Here is an 18,931-nt window from a genome sequence, read left to right on the forward strand (position 1 = left end):
GCCTGAACGGCCAGATGCTATGTCATGATCGACGCGCCATATTGCTTCGTCTAGTTTCAGAGCAGATTCCATCACCTCTCGACTCTCGACCAGACTCAACAATGCGATCGACTGATTCCATCTAGTCCAGTCGAACTCTGGAAGTACGCCTCTCCTGCAAGCACTGCTCAGGCTGTCATACACCGCTGCATAGCTCCGAAGTGCGTCCGAGCAAGCTTCAAGGCGAGCGCCCCGGGACCATTGGTGGGCTTGCGACTGGCTACCTAGGTGAGATCCGAGTACGACCCCTGTGACGGTCGCCAGCACCGCGGCGAGGCTTGAGATAATAACGCTTGCCGGAGTCGCCATGGTTCCACTCCTAGTTGAGCAACCATGCCAGTGGACAGTGCAGTGAAGATACCAACGATGGACGCATTCCAGATCTATGCACGGCGGGTGCCGTGCCACATCCGTGCCAGACGTGCCACGTGCCAGACGTGCCAGATCCGTGCCAGACGGGCTGGTCATCGTCGGGGCGTAGCAGGGAACCACGGGGTGTCGATCCACTCCGCCGCTGATCAGCGCGTTGCACGTCAGTGATCTTGTGTGAGTACCGTCCTGGCAGTGTGGGGGTCAGGGGTTCGAGTTCTTGCCTGCAAGACGGCCGGGGCGCCGCTGTCGGGCGGTGAGGTGAAGGCTGATCTGGCCTGTCTGCGGAGTCAGATCAACGACCGGACTGAACCTTCGCAGACACCCGAGTAACCGATAGTGTGCCTTGATATCGACACGTTCACTGGAAGCCTCTAGCTCAACAGTCATCGATAAATCTCCGGTAGGACATCCATGGCGTACAGTGCTCCTCCTTCTCATGATCAGCAAGAAGCGCTGAAGAAGACCTACGAGCGTCGAGAGAGCGCGGTGAAACTCCTGACCGCACTTGTAGCTCTATTGACTGCGATCGCCGGAGCGCTAGGTACCTTCTGGGGCTTGACCGCCAAAAAGGCGAATGACGCTACGACCAAAGTCGACACTTCGAATCAACAAGTCCAGCAGCTCCAGAAGGCCAACGAAAATCTTCAAACCGAGTTAGCGACTGCGAACAAAACGATCCAAGATCTCCGTGCTTCTGCTACGGCCAGTCGCGGCGACCCTTCCACCTCCCCGAACCCTTCTCCTGGAGATGGATCTCAGGCTGTCTATCACCACGGAGTTCTGACGTTGACACAGCAACTAAACTTTTATCCCGATTTGGACGCTCCTCGGGATGATCCTCAATGGGGACTACTGAACGGTGGAAGCGGTGACATTGGCTGGTACGCGGATTCAGAGATCAACTTCGCAGCCTCTAACGCGATGGGTGTTTCAGTCGCTACCCAGCCGAGTTACCAGACCTGCAGAACCGTTGGTGGTTATGCAAGTAACGGTGCCATTGCGATTAACTATTTAAAAAGTCACCCGTACCTCTGCATCATCACCAGTGAAAAGCGCTTTGTAGCTCTAAAAATCACCTCCATGGCTACGAATAAGATTGTTTTTGACGTCACCACCTATGCCAAAGATGGTGACTGACCCGACCTGTCGATCGTGACGAACCGGGCAGTTAACTAAGACTTCACGTCGCTCCAGCCACGCTAGCCGCCACCGGGGCCGCTGGATGACTAACTGGGTGACAATCGGCAGTTACCGGGGGCGAACGTCCGGTTGACCAAGCTCATTCATGATCATAAGCTGCCTGGGGGTCAAGGAGTCGAACGGCTAGCTACGGGCGATGTCTTGACAACAACTGCCGAACACGAATTCTGCCTCCAAGTGGCCACAGACAGCCTAGACTCAAATCGTGATTAGCCCAGCTGCGAACCTGATTGACCAGTTAAAAAAGGATCTTGCGAAGCTCGGTCCTAGAGAAGAAACTCCGCATCAAACCGAGGTGAAGGCCACCAGGGAGGTAGCCCGGTCTGCATCCGAGCTCCTTCTCAACATTGAGCAGCGGGTGCACGCCCTGGAGGGTAAGTGCCCGTAGGCCACTTTTCGACGTCACGGGTGACTAGCTGAGTGACAACCAAGGAACACCGGGCCGGACTACCGTGGACGGTGTTGGACCGTCCGTGCAGCTCAGCCAGGGTTCTTGCACAGGTCAAACTGTCACGATCGTTCCTTGACACGGAAGAGGTCACTGGTTCGATCCCAGTATCGCCCACGAAAGTTCTCGCAGTTCAGAGCACCGATTCGAGGATCTTCCTCATCGGTGCTTTTCTGTTTGTGTGCTCTCACGGTAACGCCGGTGTCGGTGGTTCGTCCGTTACCAGTGGCTGCCGGCGTCGAGCCAGCGGTGTCCGGGGATCTGGGGGCCGAGACGCTGGCTTTCAGGGCTTCGGGCAGGTTGTGTTCGTCCAGCCAGGTGCGGTGGGTGTGCCGCAGGTCGTCGAACCGTAGGCCGGGCAGGATCGTCGGCATGCGGGCCGGGGTGTCCGTCACAGGCGGGCTGGCTTTCTGCCTCTTCCTGACCGCTTGTGCCCTGGTCAAACTAGCCGCCAGATTGGCCCCTTATCTCGGCTGCCCGCCGTCGGCACGAACGGATGCCCGATCGAGACGGACTCGATCACGCTCGAGTTGCGCTACGGCCAGCTGGCCGAGGCCCTGCGCTTCCATTGCCCGGACCTGCGCGACCTGGGCCGTAAGCCGACTGCCTCGACCGGCGGCCCCGTACTCCTGGCGCGAGCACGCCTTCACCACGCTGCACCCCATCCCGGTCGTCCTGTACGGCCTGGCCCCATTCAACGATGCCGCGGATGCCTGGTCCCTGCTGCCGTTCACCGCACCAGCCATACTCTCCCGATCCGGCACCCCCGCGTTCCTGCGCTTCCCGGCCCACGCCGTCATCGGCGCCCGCCTCTACGTTCTCGCGGTCATCGGGCACGCCGGCCGCCGCATCCGGATCCTCGGCGCCACTGCGCACCCGACGGCTGGCTGGGTGGCCCGGACCGCCCGCAGGTGAAATACATGATCCGCGACCGTGACGACAGGTACCCGGCCCTGTTCGACCCCGTCCTGGCCGACGCCGGAGTCGATGTCGTGCCCACCGGAGTGCGGATACCCCGGATGAACGCCATCTCCGGTACGCCCACAGTCGCGGGTACCTTCCAGGCCGCGATCACCGGACACGACGCCAATCCGGCCAACCCGGCCGGAACATACAGCTTCACCTGGGTGATCAACGCGCCGACGACCTCGACGGTGCCCAACGTGATCGACGACGGCCCGACCACGGCCGCGTCCGAGCCGGCTGACGCCGGGCTGTCGGTCGGTTCCCAGAGCCAGACGGTCGACTGCGATCACCTCAACACGGTGCCTCGCAGAGCGCGTCGGCGGGTACGCAGGTGGCCCGCGGCTCGAAGGTGAACCTCGTCTTCGGCAAGCGGCCGAAGCCGCCCGCGGAGTGCCCCTAGGCGACCAGTGCCGAATGGCGGTCCGGCCCAGCGGGCCGGACCACCATTCGCCGGTGGCGTGTAAGCGCTGAGCCCTTCTTGGCCGCCTCCAGGCATTGGTCTACGACGTATTCCAGAGCATCGCGGTGCAGCCGGATTCGCCGCGGTTCGTGAGCGGTGACAGGCGTGGCAGTTACCAGGTGTGTTGACCTGACGGGTGTGATCGGTTTGTCGCCGATCTCTTCTGGCGAGGTCGAATGCGTTGCAGAGGAGTCGGCGACCGTGTGGAGGTCGACACTTCGTATGGCCCGGTGACTGGTGTCAGCGTCGACGCCGCGACGCTCCGGTCAGGATGAGGACCAGTGCGCCGGCGACGAGGATCGCCCCGGTCACGACCCGGCCGAAGGAGAGCACGCCCTTGTGGCCGGCGGCGGCCACCCGGGCCGATTCGGACGTGGACGGCCGGGCGGACGACGACGGCCCGCGCGACGCCCTGGTCGCCGCCGGCGAGGTCACGGCCGCACGGCCCGGCAGCGGGTAGCGCAGGATCACCGGGTCGCTGCCCTCCGAGACGGTCAACAGGGCGGTCCCGTCAGCGCTGTAGGCGACCGACTCTCCCTGCGGTTCGTCCGGCATCGCAACCGGCCGTGCCCGGCCCGTAGTCACCGCGGCGACGACATCGCCACCGGAAACAGCGAATTCAAAGGCGTCCGCGTACGTACGCAGCACCGCGAACCGCCCGTCCGGGCTGACCGCGCCGCCCGTGATCAACAGGCGCCCGCCGAATGAGAACGGGTTGCTCGTGGTCGTCACCGGCAACGCCACGTCGCCCACCCGGCGCAGCGGCGTGATCCGGCCGGCGGTCAGCGGGCCGGCCGGCACGTAGACGCCGCCGGCGCCCACCGATTTCGTCACGATGACCGGAGTGCCCGACGGGGCAAGCAGCAACGCCTCGGCGTCGTGCGCGCCGTCCGGGTAGGACAACCGGTACAACACCGGCGCCTTCGCCCCAGGCGCCAGCCGCCACAGCGCGACCGTGCCGCGCTCGGCGTCGTTGTCGCCGATGTCCGCCACCCACAGCGTGCCGTCCCGGGCGATTCCCAGGTCCTCGGTGTCGCGCGGCCGCGACGGATAAGAGACGGTGCGTACCACCGCGCACCTGGCGTTCAGGTAGAAGATCTTCCGATGGCCGGCGAGGTCGGACCCGTCGTTGACCACGACGTACCCCGACCCCGTAGCGACCAGCCCGGAAAGCTCGGTGAGCCGATCGTCTCGCACCTGGCACACGCGGCGCCGCTCGGCCGCCCCCGCCGGCGGCGGCAGCGCCACCACCCCGGCCAGCACGACCATGACCGCCACCCACCACCGCATGGTCGCCACCGTGCCAGACGCCGGCAAAGCGATTGCGACAATGCCGCCGGCGGGGTCGTCCCACGTCAGGTCACTCACCAGACGATGATCTCTGACTGTCCAGCCCGGCCTTGCGAAGCAGATTGGGAGCAGCGCGGTGTTCCCAGTTGCGTTGAACGGCTCTCGACGGCTTTGACCGCAGGCCGTCGCGGAGTCGGTGGTCAGCGGCCCTGCCCACTACCGGCGGCGACACCGGCCCCGGGCCGGCCAAGGCTGCCCCGCACCGTGGCTTGACGCCATCGAAGGGCGACACCTTAGGTAGCGAGGACAGCAAGGGCGGCTTCAGCGCATTCGTCGTCTTGGCCAGGTGCCATGCCGCCGCTCACTGCCAGTGCGCCGAGGACGGTGTCCCCCCGCATGATGAGCGCCGCGCCGGCGCCCGTCAGGATGGGCACGCGCACGGCCCGGTCGAGCTGGGCGAAGAAGGCAGGCGAGGTCTCCTGCATCTTGCGCAGTGCGGCGCCGTCGCGGCGGAAGAGGGCGACGGTGGCCGCTTTGGCCTCGGCGATCTGGGCTGAGAGCGGCGGGGCGCCGGTCATGCGGCCGAGGGCCTGCAGGTGTCCGCCTTCGTCGACGACCGCGACCGTGACCGGTGCGGCTATCTTGGCGGCGCGCTCGTGTGCGCCGGTGATCACTGTCTGGGCCTCTTGGAGCGTGAGCGGCATGGCGATCCCCTTGGGTGATATGGGCAGTCCTTGCCCGACCAGCATGATTGGAATACAGCCGTAGCGCAATGGGTGTCCAGCTATTCTCGCTGGGATGGACACCACCGGCCGGCGCAAGCAGAACACCCGCGGGCGGGGCGATCTGCTCCGCGAGGAGATCCTGACGGCCGGCGTGCGCATGCTCGACGAACTCGGCGATGACCAGGCGCTGTCGCTCCGTGCGGTCGCGCGTGAGGTCTCCGTCGCCGCGACGTCGGTCTACCTCTACTTCCCCGACCGCGACGCGCTCGTGCTGGCCGCCACCCAGCGCTGCCACGAGGAACTCGTCGCCGTCGGCGACGCCGCCGAGGCCGCCCACGACCACCACCCCGCCGCACAACTGCGGGCCCGCATCCTGGCCCAGTCCGAGTGGGCCCAGGCCCACCCGGGCCTCTACAAGGTGCTGCACGAAAGCGGTGTCCACCGCCGCCTCGGGATGCCGTTCAAAGAGGTCATGGTCGAACGCACCCGCGCTGCCGTTCAACGCTGCATGGACGCCGGCGCCGCCCCGCGCGACGACGCGCTCACCGTGACGATCGACCTGCGCACCGCGGTGAACGGCATGCTGGCTCAGCGCATCAACGAACCGGACCTGCCCTGGCCACCCCTGACCGACCAGCTCGATCGCTTTCTGACCAAACTGGTCGGCCTTCAACTCTGACGCGATGTCAGCGGTCGCCGAGAGCGGCGGTAAGGCGACTCGTGTGAAAGAAGAAAGCAGCGAGGTCGGCCGGTCAAGCCGGGACGATCGGGCCGAGGAAGGCGCCGCCGGAGACGTCGATGGTCTGGCCGGTGACGAAGCGGCCGGCCGGACCCGCCAGCAGGCCGACGACCTCGGCGACGTCCTCCGGCTCGCCCAGGCGGCCCAGCGCGGTGATCGCCTCGATGCTGGCCACCACCTCGGGTATCGCGGTGTAGCCGGCCGTCATGTCGGTGCGTACCGCGCCCGGCGCGACCGTGTTCACCGTGATGCCTCGCGCGCCCAGCTCGTTGGCCAGCGACGGCGCCATCGACTCCAACGCCGCCTTGCTGATGGTGTAGCCGATCTGGGTGGAGACCGCGAACCGGCTGGCCGTCGAGCCTATGTTGATGATGCGCCCGCCGTCGTTGAGCAGCGGCAGGGCCCGTTGGATCAGGAAGAACGGCGTGCTGACGTTGATGGCGAACAGGCGCTCGAGTTCTTGCTGGGTCACCTGCGCGATTGAGTTGCCCGAGCTCAGGCCGGCGTTGTTGACCACGATGTCGAGGCGCCGCCCGGCCAGTCCGTCGAACAGCGCGTCCAGGGCGCCGTCGTCGCCGAAGCAGGCCTTGATCGGGAACGCGCGGCCGCCCTCGTCCTCGATCCGGGCCACCGTCGCGGCGGCCGCGGCGTCGTTGCCGGCGTAGTGGACGGCGATCTCGGCGCCGTCGGCGGCCAGCCGCAGCGCGACGGCCCGGCCGATGCCCCGCGATCCGCCGGTGACCAGTGCTGTCTTGTTGTCCAACATTCCCATGGTTCTTGGCCCTTCGTTGTCGGGTGAACTCTTCAGTGGTTCAGGGAGGCATGCCGGCCCGGCGCCGGAACCCGCAGCAGCACCAGGGTCAGGACCGCGGCGATCGCGAGGATGACCGCGGCGACCACGCTGGTGGTGTGCATGGCGGTGACGAAGGCCGCGCGGGAGGCGTGCACGACCTGGTGGGCGGCGCCGGCCGGCAGGCTCTGGGCGGCTGCCGAGGCGCCGGCGATGGTCTGGCTCGCCGGGCCGCTCACGCCGGTCGGTAGCCCCGCCGGGAGCAGGGTGGTCGCGGCGCCCTTGTAGGCGGCGGCCAGCACGCTTCCGAGCAGGGCGATGCCGAGTGCCCCGCCGAGCTCGCTGGAGGTCTCGATCAGTCCGCCGACCGCGCCGGCCCGGTCGGCCGGGGCGACGCCGAGCACGTAGTCGGCGACCAGCGTCATCACCGACACGATGCCGGCGGCGACCAGTCCGGCGCCGATCAGGGCCACCGCCAGGGGCATGAAGCCGTCCAGCCGGACCCCGATCAGGACGCCGAAGCCGGTGGCGCCGAGCACGAACCCGCCGGCCATCACGCGGGGCCGGCCGAGCACCGGTGACAGGTGGGCGGCCAGCGGTGCCGCGGCGCCGACGCCGACCGCCGGCAGGACGCTCCACAGTGCAGCGATCAGCGGGTCGAGGCCGAGCACCGACTGCAGGAACTGGGTGATGACGACCGAGCTGGCCATCAGGGCGAACGTGCCGATCAGGTTGATCAGGACGGAGCCGCCGACCAGCCGCTGCCGCAGGGCGCGGACGTCGATGAGCGGGTGGTCGAGGCGCAGCTGGCGAGCGGTGAAGGCGACCGCGACGACGAGGCCGGTCGCGAGGATCAGCGCCGGGCGGGTGGCCCAGCCGTTCTCGGCGAGACTCTTCACGCCGTAGGTCACCGGCAGGATCGACGCCAGCGCCATCAGCGAGCTCAGCCAGTCGACCGGGGCCGGCCTCGCGCTGCATGATTCGGGCAGCAGGGCCGGCGCGATGATCAGCAGCAGTGCCATCGCCGGGATGTTGATCAGGAAGACCGAGCCCCAGAAGTACGAGTCGAGCAGCAGGCCGCTGATCACCGGGCCGACGGTGACGCCGCTGGCCATGACCGCGCTCCAGATCGACATCGCCTTGATGCGCTGCGCCGGGTCGGGGAACATCGTGCGGATCAGCGCGAGGGTCGAGGGCATCAGCGTCGATCCGGCGATGCCCAGCACGGCGCGGGCGAGGATCAGTAAGCCGGCTGTGGGCGCGAACGCCGCCAGCAGGGAGCTCAGCGCGAATCCGACTGCGCCGATCATGAGCAGCCGGCGGCGGCCGATGCGGTCGCCGAGCGCGCCCATGGTCAGCAACAGTCCGGCCAGCACAAACCCGTAGATGTCGAAGATCCACAGCTGCTGGACGGCGCTCGGGTGCAGGTCCGCGGCGATGAACGGGGCCGCGAAGAACAGCACCGACACGTCCATCGAGACGACCAGCAGGGGCAGGCAGAGCACGCCGAGCGCGATCCATTCGCGGCGGGTGGTGGTAGGCATCTTCAGGTCCTCCATAATCTGCGTACGTGGTACGCAGAAACGAAGCTAGACGATTAACTGCGTACGGGTCAAGCAGAAACTGATAACGTGGGCCCATGGACGCCGACCTCCCCCGCTACCTGCAGCAGCTCTGGGGCCGCGACACGGCCCGCCGCCGCGGGCCCAAGCCGACGCTGAGCCTTCAAGAGATCGGCCGGGCCGCGGTCGACGTGGCCGACCGCGACGGGCTGGACGCGGTATCGATGAAAGCGATGGCCACCCACCTGGACGTGAGCACCATGTCGCTCTACCGCTACCTCGACTCCAAAGACGAGCTGTTGTCGCTCATGCTGCACGTGGCCTACGGCCGGCCCGACCTGCCGCCGGCCCCGGACTGGCGCACCGGCGTCGAGCAATGGGCGTCCGCGCTGGCCGCCCGGCTGATCGAGCACCCGTGGATCGTGAGCGTGCCGCTGGCCGAGCCGCCGCTGGAGCCGAACCCGCTGCGCTGGACCGAGGCCGGCCTGGCCGCGCTGGCCGGCACCGGACTGCCCCTCCCGCGCCAGCTCTCGACCCTGCTGGTCATCGACGGCTACGTGCGCTCACAGACCGCGCTGAGCCTGCAGATCGGCGCGGTCGGGGCGCACCGCAAGCCGTCCGTGCAACCGGGAACCTACGGGCAGCGGATGGCCGCCCTGGTCGACCCGGCTTCTTTCCCGCACCTCTCGCAGTCCGGCGCTGCCTCACCCGAGCCGGACTTCCACACCACGCAGTACACCTTCGGGCTGGCCCTCATCCTCGACGGGCTGGCGGCCCTGATTCAGCGAACCCGGGAACTCGACTGACCCAGCGGCCATAAGAGGGGTGTGAGCGACACGGCGGAAATCGAGCGGGCCGACGACGGCGAGCTCTGGCGACGCGCGTGCCAGGGGGAGGCCGAGTGCTTCGGCGTGCTCTTCGACCGGCACGCAGCGGCGGTCCGGGCCTTCTGCGCCCGCCGCACCGGCTCGATCGACGCCGCCGATGATCTGGTCTCCATGGTGTTTCTGGAGGCCTGGCGGCGGCGGGCCGAAGTCGAGCTGATCGACAGCAATGCGCTGCCGTGGCTGTACGGGATCGCGCGCCGGACCATGCAGCATCGCTGGCGTACCGCACTCCGGCATCGCCGGGCGTTGGAACGGCTGGGGCCCGCGCCGGCCACCCCCGACCACGCCGACGATGTCGCCGCCCGGCTCGACGACGAGCGGCACCTGGTCCGGCTGGGGGCGGCCTTCCGGCGACTGAAGCCGTCCGACCGCGACGTACTCGTTCTCTGTGTCTGGCAGGGCCTCACCTACGCCGAGGCGGCGGTGGCGCTCGGGGTGCCGGTCGGCACGGTTCGATCGCGGCTGTCGCGGGCGCGTTCCCGGCTCGAGGCCGAAACGTCCGGCCCGGTGGCCGCCTCAGCACCCCGACAGGAGATGCCATGACCGAGCTGCGATCCCGCCTCGAACCACAGCGCCGAGCCGACATCCGGCGAATGCTCGTGGCGCGGGCCATTCCCCGTACCGCCGCGGCCCGCAGCCGCCGGCTGGCCCTCGCCGGCGTCCTCGCCGGGGTGGTCGTCGCCGTCGGTGCGATCGTTTTCGCCGTCCGGCCCGACCCGGTGCCGCCGAATTACGCCGCCTGGACCGCCGTCCCGCAGGGCGCCCCACCACTGACCGCCCCGGACAAGGAAATCGAGCGCTGGGCGTCGAAATGCAGCGACCTCGGCGTCGGCGGCGTGGGCGTCCAGGGGGTCCCGGCTCGTCCGAAAGCGGCCGCCCGCCGCGAGGTCCTGGTCGACCGGCGCGGCGGCTTCACCTACTGCGTCGACGTTTCGATGGGGAGCGGCACGCCCACCGATCCGCTGATCGCACTGTCCGGCCTGAAGGCCGACGGGCGCGACGGGCTCAACGGCATGGTGACCACCGTCTCCGACAAGCCGTTCACCAGACCGCGGGACGGATCCGTTCTGGTGCTCGGCGACAACATCGAGACGCCGCCCCACGGCGGCAGGGGCGGGATCCAGGCGTTTCAGCTGTACGGGCTGAGCGGTCCCGCCGTGACCGGTGTCGACCTGCGGCTGACCAACGGCCTTCGAGTGACCGCCACTCTGCGCGGCGGCATATGGGGCGTCTGGTGGCCCAGCGACCGCGGCGACCCCACCGGCTGCGAACTGGAAGTACGCACCGGCGCCGGCATGACGACCGTGGACCCGCGCGCCGCCCGGCTTCCGATCGGATAGCCGGCACGGAGGTGTCCGGGCCCGGCCGTTTAGACCCGTCGATGCCGGGTACCCAGCCATCGACAACGATGGATCGATGTCGTTCCTCGGGCATCGCCCGAATCCACCGCCCGTCGCTCACCAGCGGCATGCGGTTCCGCGAACTATCGCACCGGGAGATACATTGACCAGCCCAGCCACCGGCACGTCAGGGCACGACGACGACATCGCGGTCGCCGGGGTTCCGCGCCGCCGGCTGTCCGAGACCAAGGCCGCATACAAGACGACCGAGTTCGTCGCCTACGTCGTCATCACGGTGGCGATCCTGATCGCCTCGGTGGTGGTCGACGGCAACGGTAACGGCGACAACGGGTCCGCGGGTGACTACTTCCGCGCCGACCGGGCGTGGCTTTACATCACCCTGTTGACCATCGGGTACATGGTCAGCCGTGGACTGGCCAAGGCAGGCAGCCGCGAGTCGTCCGACGTCTGACAGCACTGACCAACCGCCGCCGCTCCGACGTATCGGGGCGGCGGCGGCTGCGTTCCGCCGGCAGTGTCGGAGAGCCGCCACCGGAAACCGTGCACCGAGAGGCTGTTGCCGGCCTATGGTGGGAATTCGTCAGTGGGAATCTTTGACCACGCGTCGTCGAACTCAGCCTTATCGGCTTCATACACATCCCCATTGCTCTTGCTGTCCCAGGTCGGCAGTTCGTCTGACGTCGCCCCTTTCTTGTCCTCTCCGGCTGGGGGCGACAGCTTGATGTCATAAGGCGCGTCCCAGACGCCCTGCGCGTTCTTTTTAACCCGCGCCGTGCAGCCCCACTCGAGCTTTTCCAGCGTGATCCAGATGCTGCCGGCTATCGCGGATCTGTAGACCAGGTAGAGTTTGAAGTGGTTCCACATGACGCCTGATCTGCTTCCCGCAAGGTTTTGGGCGGGGCTGTCGCTGTTGCCTCGGGCCGTCCCAAGATTCACCGTTTGGCCGGGGGTAACCGTCGTCTCGTGTCCGGTTCCAATGAGGACGGAACTGGGTTTGTCGCCGATATCGAGCACGAAGGGGTTTACCTTAACGAAACTGGTCTGCACGTCATATGCCGCGCCGGCCTCGTTCTCGACCGCCCCGAAGAAGCGGACCAGCTGGAGGAAACCAATTGCTCCGGCGCCGAGTTTTGCCTCGCCGGACCATGACGGAATGGCGACGGCGGCTTCTCGCTGGCAGCCCGCCCGGTATTTCTTCCCGAGCGCTAGATAGGGGTCGCCGCCCTCTTTCATGTATCCGTCGACCACCGCAAACGGGCTGGTTGTGACCCAGATGGAAGCCCAGGGAGACAGAACTTCGAAGGTCAACATGGCGCTATGGGGGAGACCGCCGACCATGGCGGAGACCGTCACAGTCGGGGTACCCGAGATGGTGTTCGTCGTTGCGCTGATCCAATGGAATTTGATGCTCTGTGCGCGCAGATGCCCGTCATTCAAGGGCGTGACCGTGCACTTGTCCGGTTCCTGCGTGGCGGTGTGGACGGCTTTCCCGCTGATCGTCCACCGGACATCGGTGACGGGGTGGACGGGCTGGCTGTGTACCTGCAGTTCGACCGGCTGTCCGACCACCACGACCAGCTTTTTCGCGCCGGCGCCGTACGTCGGAAGCTCGGAAACCGGCCGGCCGGACCGGTCGGTGATCAGCAGGGTCGCCGCCTCGGCTTCCGCGGGGAGCGCGGCATGCGTCGTCAGTTGCGGAGCCGCCGTGATCTGCGGGAGTGCGGGGTTGCGAAGTCCGCGCCCGACCGGTGCGAGGAAGTGCCTCCCGGGAAAGAGCGCCGGCGGTGGCTGCCATCCGAATGGTGTCGTCATGTCTGGCCCTCACACCTGGGTGTCGTTGGCGGGGGCGGGCGGCGCCTGGCCGTTGGAGGTGGTGTTCACCGCGGCGTGGTCGATCTGGTTTATCACCTGGGGAAGAGGAAAGACCCGCTGATAGAGGTCGACCGCGGCCGCGTCTCCCTTTCGGACGAGCTGGAGGGCCAGCCGCAGGCGTTCGGTCTCGGCCTGCCGGCGATCGTTTTCGAGCTGCTGCGCGCGTACGGCCTGTTCCTGCAGCCCGCTCGAGTAGTCGTCGAGTGCGCTGCCGCCGCCGGTGTAGGAGTCGACCGTGATGCCGTCGGTGCGGAGCACATGCCGGTCGGCGGCGATGATGATGCCCGGCACCGTGCGCTCACGTCCGTCCGGACCGGTGCAGGACGTGGTGAAGTCCCGGTCGACCTGTGCGTACCCGGTGGACGGCCGGCCGTCGGCCCCGGTCAGCTGCACCGTCTTGATGAAGTCGGGCTGTGGCCGGCCGCTGTGGTCGACGATCGTTCGCAACTCGGCCAGGATGCCTTCGCGCACGGGTGCGATGTGGTCGGGCTGCAGACTGTCGGCGAGCAGGCGGTCCAGCTCCGACAGCGGCACCTCGTCGCGGGATTCGGTGTGCCCGTTGAAGAAGGCCACCCGGACGTCCACCAGGTGCAGGAGCGAAATGAACTCCTGGTTCATCTGCCGGAAGACGAAGTTGAGGGTCCGGCTGACGTTGATGTTCGACAGCGTCCGGTCGACGGCCTGCTCCTCACCCGATTCGAGCTTGACGTCCAGACTGGTGTCGACCTGGACGTCGCGGCGGGAGGAGGCGCGGGCGGTGTTCTGGGTGACGGCGTTGGTGAGGTTCTTGCTGAGTTCCTGGCGTGCGCTCTGGGAGCCGCCCGAGACCCCGCCGCTGACCTTGGCGCTGGCGCTTCCCCAGCCCCAGTTCGCCTGGCCCTGCGCCTCGGCTTCGGCCCGGTACTCGAAGCTCGTGCTGGCGTTGTCCTGATTTGACTGCTCGGAGTTGACCGTGCGACCGAACTCGCTCTCGGTCTCGCTGGTGGTGGCGTCCAGGATCGAGGAGGTCTGTTGCAGGCTCTCGGACGAACGCTTGTAGGTGCTGATCCGGATGGTCGTCTGCTCACCTGGCAGCAGTGAGAACGTCTTGACGGTGCGTCCGGCGCCGTACCGGCCGGGGAAGGTCGACAGCCGGTAGTACTCGACGAGCAGCAGACCCGGTGCGCAGTGCCGGGGCGCCGGCAGGAATCGGTAGGAGTAGTCACCGTTACTGTCGCGGTTCACCGTCAGCCGCGCGCCCGAGTCCAGTTGCTGGATCACGGTGGCCGTGTCGAGGCCGGCGATCGCCCGCATGATGCCCGCCCGACCCGCGTCGTCGAGGTTGGCCGTGCCGGTGGCCACGTTGGGGAACATCGCCGGATCGAAATGGCCGGTGGCCATCGCGGTCTCCCACGCGGCGGCGATCCGGTCATGGGTGAGGGCCATCGGTGGTAGCCGGGTGCCGATGGTTTCCGCCCCGGTGTCGGGGTCCTCGTAGGCATGCAGATAGATCAGCGGCGTCTTGGGCTCCGGGCGTAGCCGATCCTGCTCGACGAGCGCGGTCGAGGCGATCGGGCGGCTGCTCAGCCGGAAACACAGACGGCGCTTGTTCAGCGCCCGCGACACGGGCTCGCCCAGCTGCAGCGCCACGACGACGTCGGCGACGTTCACGCTGTCGCGGTAGTTGAGCCGGAAGGTCAGCGAAGTCCCGGTCACCACGTCCACCCGGGGGCCGTTCTGATCGGATGGGTCGGCCGGGTTCTCCAACTCGGACAGGGTGATTCCGGTGGACTTTGCTTCCGGGTTACTGCTGTCCGGGAAGTTGTCCCACTGTGAAATCAGATGACCGTTCTCCGCGTAGATCGCGCAGGTCAATGGTAGCTCGGAGGGGGAGATCAGGGAGATCGCACACGAGCCCTCCTGCGACTCGGACGCCGTGAACGGCGTCAACCAGTAGACGATCCCGTACGCGGTCAGCCAGGCGTCGGAGTCGACGTCCAGTGCAATGATGTGCTGCCCGCGGTAGCTGGTCGGCTCGGGTAGGTCGGACTCGATCGCCGTGGCGATCAGTGGCGGCGGTTCCATGGTTTCCCCCAGAGTGACGTGCACGAATGGGATTTCAGCGAACGCCGGGGTCGATGGTCAGCGTGCCGGCGGTGGTGTCGATGGTGGCGTGGGCGCCCAGCGGGACGGTGAGCTGACCGTTGCCGTGCCCGACGAGCAGGCCGCCGAGGACCGGGACGCCGAGGTCGGCGAGCCGGTCGGTCACGGCCTGTGCCGCGGTCTCCTGTCCGGCCGGGACGCTCGCCGCGTTGAACTGTCCGATGGCGACACCCGCGATCCGCTTCAGCGCGCCGATGCGCCGCAGATGGGTGAGCATCCGGTCGTAGCTGTACGGCGCCTCGCCGGTGTCCTCGAACAGGAAGATCGCGCCGTCGAAGTGGGGCAGGTCGCCGGTGCTGACGCTCTCGTCGAGCATCGTGAGGTTGCCGCCGAGCAGTGGGCCGGAGGCGATCCCGGTCGCGTTGCCTTTGATCGTCACCGCGGAGCTCGGCTCGGCCGGGTCACGATGGAGAACGATCGGATCGGTCGTCATCAACGCCGCCCGCATCGACTCGATCGAGGTCGGCCCGGTGCGCGAGTCGGTCCACGTCGCGAGCGGGCCGTAGAAGCTGACCAGTCGCGCGCTGCGCCACAACTTGCCGTGCAGGACGGTCAGATCGCTGAACCCGATGAAGACCTTCGGGTCGCGGCGGACCGCCTTGACATCCAGGCCGTCAATGATGCGTTGGGTGCCGTAGCCTCCGCGGGCACCGAACACACACCGCACCCCCGGGTCGCGGAAGGCCGCGTTGAGGTCGGCCAGCCGGTCGGCGTCCGTGCCGGCGAGATAGCCGTGGGTGTCGTAGACGTGATCGCCGAGTTCGACCACCAGCCCGAAGCTCTCCAGGATCTCGGTGCCGCGGTCGAGTCGTGCGTCACCCGGATAGGCCGGCGCGACGATGCGTACCCGGTCGCCGGGCTTCAGCGCCGGCGGGCGGACGGCCCGTCCGCCGGCCGCCGCGTAACCGGGTGCGGCGCCGAGCGCCGAACCGGCCACCGCGCCACCCGCGATCACCCCGCCGGCCCGGAACAAGTTCCTTCTCGACAGCGGCGCGGAGGACTCCGCGCGACCGTCCGAACGATTTTCTTCGATATGCACGCGGCCAGTTTGCCGACTCGCCGACCACGTAGGAACGGTTCGGTCAGATATTGACCACACTGGACTGACCGGGGACACCTCCGTAGAGGAAACTCAACGAGCGGCGCCCTGCAGGGCGATGGCCAGGCTCGCCTGCAACGAGCTGATCCCGCTGACGATCAGGGAGAACGGGCCAGCCGACGGGATCGTGCCGGACACCACGCCGCTCACCAGCACGACGGCCGCGACGAGGTGCGGAATGGCGACGATCGCCTTGCTGGACCGGGTGGCCGCCGGACGCCGCGCTGGATCGCCGCGATGCGGGCGATCAGCCGGGCGTGCAACGGTTCGTGGAGGGGACGGGCGCCGGCCAGCTCATGAAGCACGAGAGCGAACGGCCGACCTGGCCGACGGCGATGGACAGGTCGGCGTGTTGCAGCGTGACGGCGATGGGTTCGTTCGGAAACGCGGTGACCGGTGGGTGCTGACGGAGTTCGGGAACGGCGGCCGGCGGATTGCCGCGACAGAGTTCCAGCGCGGTTTCCCGCAGGTCGAGGGCACGGTCGGGCGGCCCGCACGGGCCTGGTCGATGTACCGCCGGAACTCGATGAGGTCGAGTTGTTCCTCGGCCACAGACGGCTCAGCTGCCCGATCACACCGGGATCGGCGGGCGGTTGAGGCGCACTCGGGCGGAGATCGCGGCCGGGCGTTGACAACGTAATAGTTGTCGATGTCTTTGAATCTCAGCCACCCCTGAACCGCCCGATCCCCGGAGGCGCACCGTGCGCTTGACATTCATGTGGAAGAGAGCGCTCTCTCTGATTTCCCTGGCCGCCCTGCCCGTGGCCGCCGCCGTCCTCGTGCCGCAGAGCGCGCAGGCCACGGTGCCGGGCGCGCCGGCCGGCTTCACGCTGACGTGGAGCGACGACTTCAACGGCGCCGCCAACACCGGCATCGACCAGGGCCTGTGGAAGTACGACACCGGGCCGGGCAGCAGCTTCGGCACCGGCGAGATCGAGACGATGACCAGCAGCACCTCGAACGTCTACTACGACGGCCAGAGCCACCTGGTGCTGCAAGCCCTGCACGCCGGCTCCGACCCGCGCAGCGGCTGGACCTCCGGGCGGGTCGAGACCCAGGCGGCCACCTTCGGCGCGGCCGCCGGCGGCGTGGTCCGGATGGAGTCGATCCTGCAGCAGCCCAACGTCAACACCTCCAACGGCGCGGGGTACTGGCCGGCGTTCTGGATGCTCGGCGCGCCGCTGCGCTCCGGAGTGTCGTGGCCGGGGTCCGGCGAGGTCGACATCATGGAGGACATCAACGGGCGCGGCTCGCTGTTCAGCACCCTGCACTGCGGCGTCAACCCGGGCGGCCCCTGCAACGAGTCGACAGGCATCGGCTCGGGGGAGCGCGCCTGCTCCGGTTGCCAGACCGGATTCCACGACTACGCGGTCGAGATCGACCGGTCGACGTCGCCCGAGCAGATCCGCTTCTACCTCGACGGCAGCAACTTCTTCACGATCCAGGCGACCCAGGTCGACGCGACCACGTGGGCCAACGCGGTCGACCATCCGTTCTTCATCATCTACGACCTGGCGATGGGCGGCGGCTTCCCGGACGCCTTCGGCGGCGGACCCAACGCGGCCACGGTCTCCGGCGGCAAACTGATCATCGACTCGGTGGCCGTCTACAACAAGGGCCCCGGATCGGGCGGGGGCAACGGGGGCGGCGGCACGACCGGCGGGCAGACCATCGCCGGACCGGGCGGCAAGTGCGTGGACGTGGCGGGCGACGACACCGGCAGCGACGGCACCGCGGTCCAGCTGTGGGACTGTCAGTCCGGTGCGAAGGACCAGCACTGGACGTGGAGCGGACAGACCCTGCAGACCCTCGGCAAGTGCCTGGACATCGCGGGTGGCAACAACGCGGGCGGCACCCAGCTGCAGCTGGCGACCTGCAACAACGGTGGCTACCAGAACTGGGTCTCGCAGCCCGACGGCTCGTTGCGGAACCCGACGAGCGGCCGCTGCGTCGACTCGCCGTCCGGCGCTACGGCCAACGGCACCCGGCTGCAGATCTGGGACTGCAACGGATCCGGCGCGCAGAAGTTCACCATCGGCGCGCCGATCTACGGCCCCGGCGGCAAGTGCGTCGACGTGGCGGGCGACGACACCGGCAGCGACGGCGCGGCGGTCCAGCTGTGGGACTGCCAGCAGGCGACGTCGGCCGACCAGAAGTGGACCTGGAACGGCCAGACGCTGCGCTCCCTGGGCAAGTGCCTGGACATCGCGGGCGGCGTGAACGCGGCCGGTACCCAGCTGCAGCTGGCGACCTGCAACGGCGGCGGCTATCAGAACTGGGTCGTGAACGGCGACGGCTCGATGTCCAACCCGACGACCGGCCGCTGCATCGACTCGCCGTCCGGTGCCACGGGCAACGGCACCCGGCTGCAGATCTGGGACTGCAACGGCTCGGGCGCGCAGAAGTTCGCCCTGGCCTGATTTCGCAGTCGACAACGAGTGAGAAGGCGGGAGCCGGCGCCTTGTGGTTGTGGTGCCGGCTCGCCGCGTACGGGAAACCGGGCCGGACCATCGCCTAGCGTTTCCGGATCTCTCGCCAGCGTCCTGGCTGTCGCCGCATTCGCGGCGGCACCAGGAACCGCGGCTGGTTGAACCAGTAGATGGTCAGCGTGGCGACGGTGGAGAGCGCGAACATCGCCGCAACGGGGGTCATGAGGATCCGGCCGCCGATTTTTCCGATCCAACCGCGGTCGATCATCACTATGACGACGACTCCGGCCAGCATCGACGCCAGGGCCAGGGTGTTGGCCAGGAACTGGCGCTCGCGGTGCCTCCTGGTGCCGGTGCCGCGGCCCCGGCCGGCCCACCACTCGGGAAGGGCGCGGACGCTCCAAATCGTCACGAATACGAGGAAGAGGACAACGACGATCCACGTCACGCGCTCTTTTGCCACGCCGCCCAGTGTTGACCATCCGGGGGTGCCCGCTTCATTCCGTTAGGGAGGTTTCCTGTGTCCCTGCTAGGAATTCACTATGGGTTC

At 67.8% G+C, this 18,931-nt stretch carries 17 protein-coding genes; 8 read left to right on the plus strand and 9 right to left on the minus strand.

From position 1 onward, the window contains the following. Nucleotides 1–822: 822 nt before the first annotated feature. Entirely contained in the window at nucleotides 823–1,548 is a 726-nt protein-coding gene (locus ACIA5C_RS16770; RefSeq protein ID WP_396055330.1) for a hypothetical protein, read from the plus strand. Nucleotides 1,549–2,121: 573 nt separating this feature from the next. Here ACIA5C_RS16770 and ACIA5C_RS16775 read toward each other — a convergent pair. Continuing rightward, nucleotides 2,122–2,433, minus strand: a complete 312-nt coding sequence (locus ACIA5C_RS16775; protein ID WP_396055332.1) for a hypothetical protein — start codon at nucleotides 2,431–2,433, stop codon at nucleotides 2,122–2,124. A 546-nt stretch (nucleotides 2,434–2,979) separates the two neighbouring features. Between ACIA5C_RS16775 and ACIA5C_RS16780 the strand changes: the two genes are divergently transcribed. Then, nucleotides 2,980–3,378 carry a hypothetical protein gene (locus tag ACIA5C_RS16780; protein ID WP_396055334.1) on the plus strand — a complete coding sequence of 133 codons (399 nt, stop codon included), beginning with the start codon at nucleotides 2,980–2,982 and terminating at the stop codon, nucleotides 3,376–3,378. A 347-nt stretch (nucleotides 3,379–3,725) separates the two neighbouring features. Here ACIA5C_RS16780 and ACIA5C_RS16785 read toward each other — a convergent pair whose 3' ends face one another. Together ACIA5C_RS16785 and ACIA5C_RS16790 are read right to left on the minus strand one after the other, a co-directional pair. Then, nucleotides 3,726–4,853 carry a hypothetical protein gene (locus ACIA5C_RS16785; RefSeq protein WP_396055336.1) on the minus strand — a complete coding sequence of 376 codons (1,128 nt, stop codon included), beginning with the start codon at nucleotides 4,851–4,853 and terminating at the stop codon, nucleotides 3,726–3,728. A 215-nt stretch (nucleotides 4,854–5,068) separates the two neighbouring features. Then, nucleotides 5,069–5,479, minus strand: a complete 411-nt coding sequence (locus tag ACIA5C_RS16790; RefSeq protein ID WP_396055338.1) for a heme-binding protein — start codon at nucleotides 5,477–5,479, stop codon at nucleotides 5,069–5,071. 94 nt (nucleotides 5,480–5,573) lie between these two features. Here ACIA5C_RS16790 and ACIA5C_RS16795 point away from each other — a divergent pair, with 94 nt between their 5' ends. Beyond that, entirely contained in the window at nucleotides 5,574–6,179 is a 606-nt protein-coding gene (locus tag ACIA5C_RS16795) for a TetR/AcrR family transcriptional regulator (protein ID WP_396055340.1), read from the plus strand. A gap of 73 nt (nucleotides 6,180–6,252) precedes the next feature. Here the strand turns inward: ACIA5C_RS16795 and ACIA5C_RS16800 are convergent, their stop codons facing one another. Further along, complete coding sequence (locus ACIA5C_RS16800) at nucleotides 6,253–7,005, minus strand: SDR family oxidoreductase (RefSeq protein ID WP_396055342.1); 753 nt, start codon at nucleotides 7,003–7,005, stop codon at nucleotides 6,253–6,255. Between the two features lie 38 nt (nucleotides 7,006–7,043). Next, nucleotides 7,044–8,573 (minus strand): MFS transporter, encoded by a 1,530-nt coding sequence (locus tag ACIA5C_RS16805; protein ID WP_396055344.1) that lies wholly within the window; start codon nucleotides 8,571–8,573, stop codon nucleotides 7,044–7,046. 95 nt (nucleotides 8,574–8,668) lie between these two features. Here ACIA5C_RS16805 and ACIA5C_RS16810 point away from each other — a divergent pair, with 95 nt between their 5' ends. The 4 genes from ACIA5C_RS16810 to ACIA5C_RS16825 all read left to right on the plus strand — a co-directional run bounded on the left by ACIA5C_RS16810 (nucleotide 8,669) and on the right by ACIA5C_RS16825 (nucleotide 11,290). Beyond that, on the plus strand, nucleotides 8,669–9,397 hold the full coding sequence (locus ACIA5C_RS16810) for a TetR/AcrR family transcriptional regulator (RefSeq protein ID WP_396055346.1): 729 nt from the start codon (nucleotides 8,669–8,671) through the stop codon (nucleotides 9,395–9,397). Nucleotides 9,398–9,418: 21 nt separating this feature from the next. Next, nucleotides 9,419–10,021 (plus strand): RNA polymerase sigma factor, encoded by a 603-nt coding sequence (locus ACIA5C_RS16815; RefSeq protein WP_396055348.1) that lies wholly within the window; start codon nucleotides 9,419–9,421, stop codon nucleotides 10,019–10,021. Next, nucleotides 10,018–10,818, plus strand: a complete 801-nt coding sequence (locus ACIA5C_RS16820; protein ID WP_396055350.1) for a hypothetical protein — start codon at nucleotides 10,018–10,020, stop codon at nucleotides 10,816–10,818. Before ACIA5C_RS16815 ends, ACIA5C_RS16820 begins: the two co-directional genes overlap by 4 nt. A 163-nt stretch (nucleotides 10,819–10,981) precedes the next feature. After that, on the plus strand, nucleotides 10,982–11,290 hold the full coding sequence (locus ACIA5C_RS16825) for a hypothetical protein (RefSeq protein ID WP_396055352.1): 309 nt from the start codon (nucleotides 10,982–10,984) through the stop codon (nucleotides 11,288–11,290). A gap of 113 nt (nucleotides 11,291–11,403) precedes the next feature. On the opposite strand, the gene ACIA5C_RS16830 is transcribed toward ACIA5C_RS16825, so the two are convergent. Genes ACIA5C_RS16830 through ACIA5C_RS16840 form a run of 3 tightly spaced genes read right to left on the minus strand, consistent with a single transcriptional unit; the run spans nucleotide 11,404 to nucleotide 15,790 of the window. Further along, complete coding sequence (locus ACIA5C_RS16830) at nucleotides 11,404–12,651, minus strand: hypothetical protein (protein WP_396055354.1); 1,248 nt, start codon at nucleotides 12,649–12,651, stop codon at nucleotides 11,404–11,406. A gap of 9 nt (nucleotides 12,652–12,660) precedes the next feature. Further along, the gene (locus tag ACIA5C_RS16835; protein ID WP_396055356.1) at nucleotides 12,661–14,799 is read right to left on the minus strand and encodes a hypothetical protein; all 2,139 of its coding nucleotides are present in this window, start codon (nucleotides 14,797–14,799) and stop codon (nucleotides 12,661–12,663) included. Between the two features lie 10 nt (nucleotides 14,800–14,809). Next, nucleotides 14,810–15,790, minus strand: a complete 981-nt coding sequence (locus tag ACIA5C_RS16840) for an LD-carboxypeptidase (RefSeq protein WP_396055645.1) — start codon at nucleotides 15,788–15,790, stop codon at nucleotides 14,810–14,812. 878 nt (nucleotides 15,791–16,668) lie between these two features. On the opposite strand from ACIA5C_RS16840, the gene ACIA5C_RS16845 reads away from it, so the two are divergent. Next, a complete protein-coding gene (locus tag ACIA5C_RS16845) occupies nucleotides 16,669–18,372 on the plus strand; it encodes a ricin-type beta-trefoil lectin domain protein (RefSeq protein WP_396055358.1) in 1,704 nt (567 codons plus the stop codon). Between the two features lie 94 nt (nucleotides 18,373–18,466). On the opposite strand, the gene ACIA5C_RS16850 is transcribed toward ACIA5C_RS16845, so the two are convergent. Further along, a complete protein-coding gene (locus ACIA5C_RS16850) occupies nucleotides 18,467–18,844 on the minus strand; it encodes a hypothetical protein (protein ID WP_396055360.1) in 378 nt (125 codons plus the stop codon). Nucleotides 18,845–18,931 lie beyond the last annotated feature (87 nt).

Origin of the sequence: Actinoplanes sp. NPDC051343, from assembly GCF_044455125.1 — a bacterium.
In the GTDB taxonomy this organism is placed as follows: Bacteria; Actinomycetota; Actinomycetes; order Mycobacteriales; family Micromonosporaceae; genus Actinoplanes.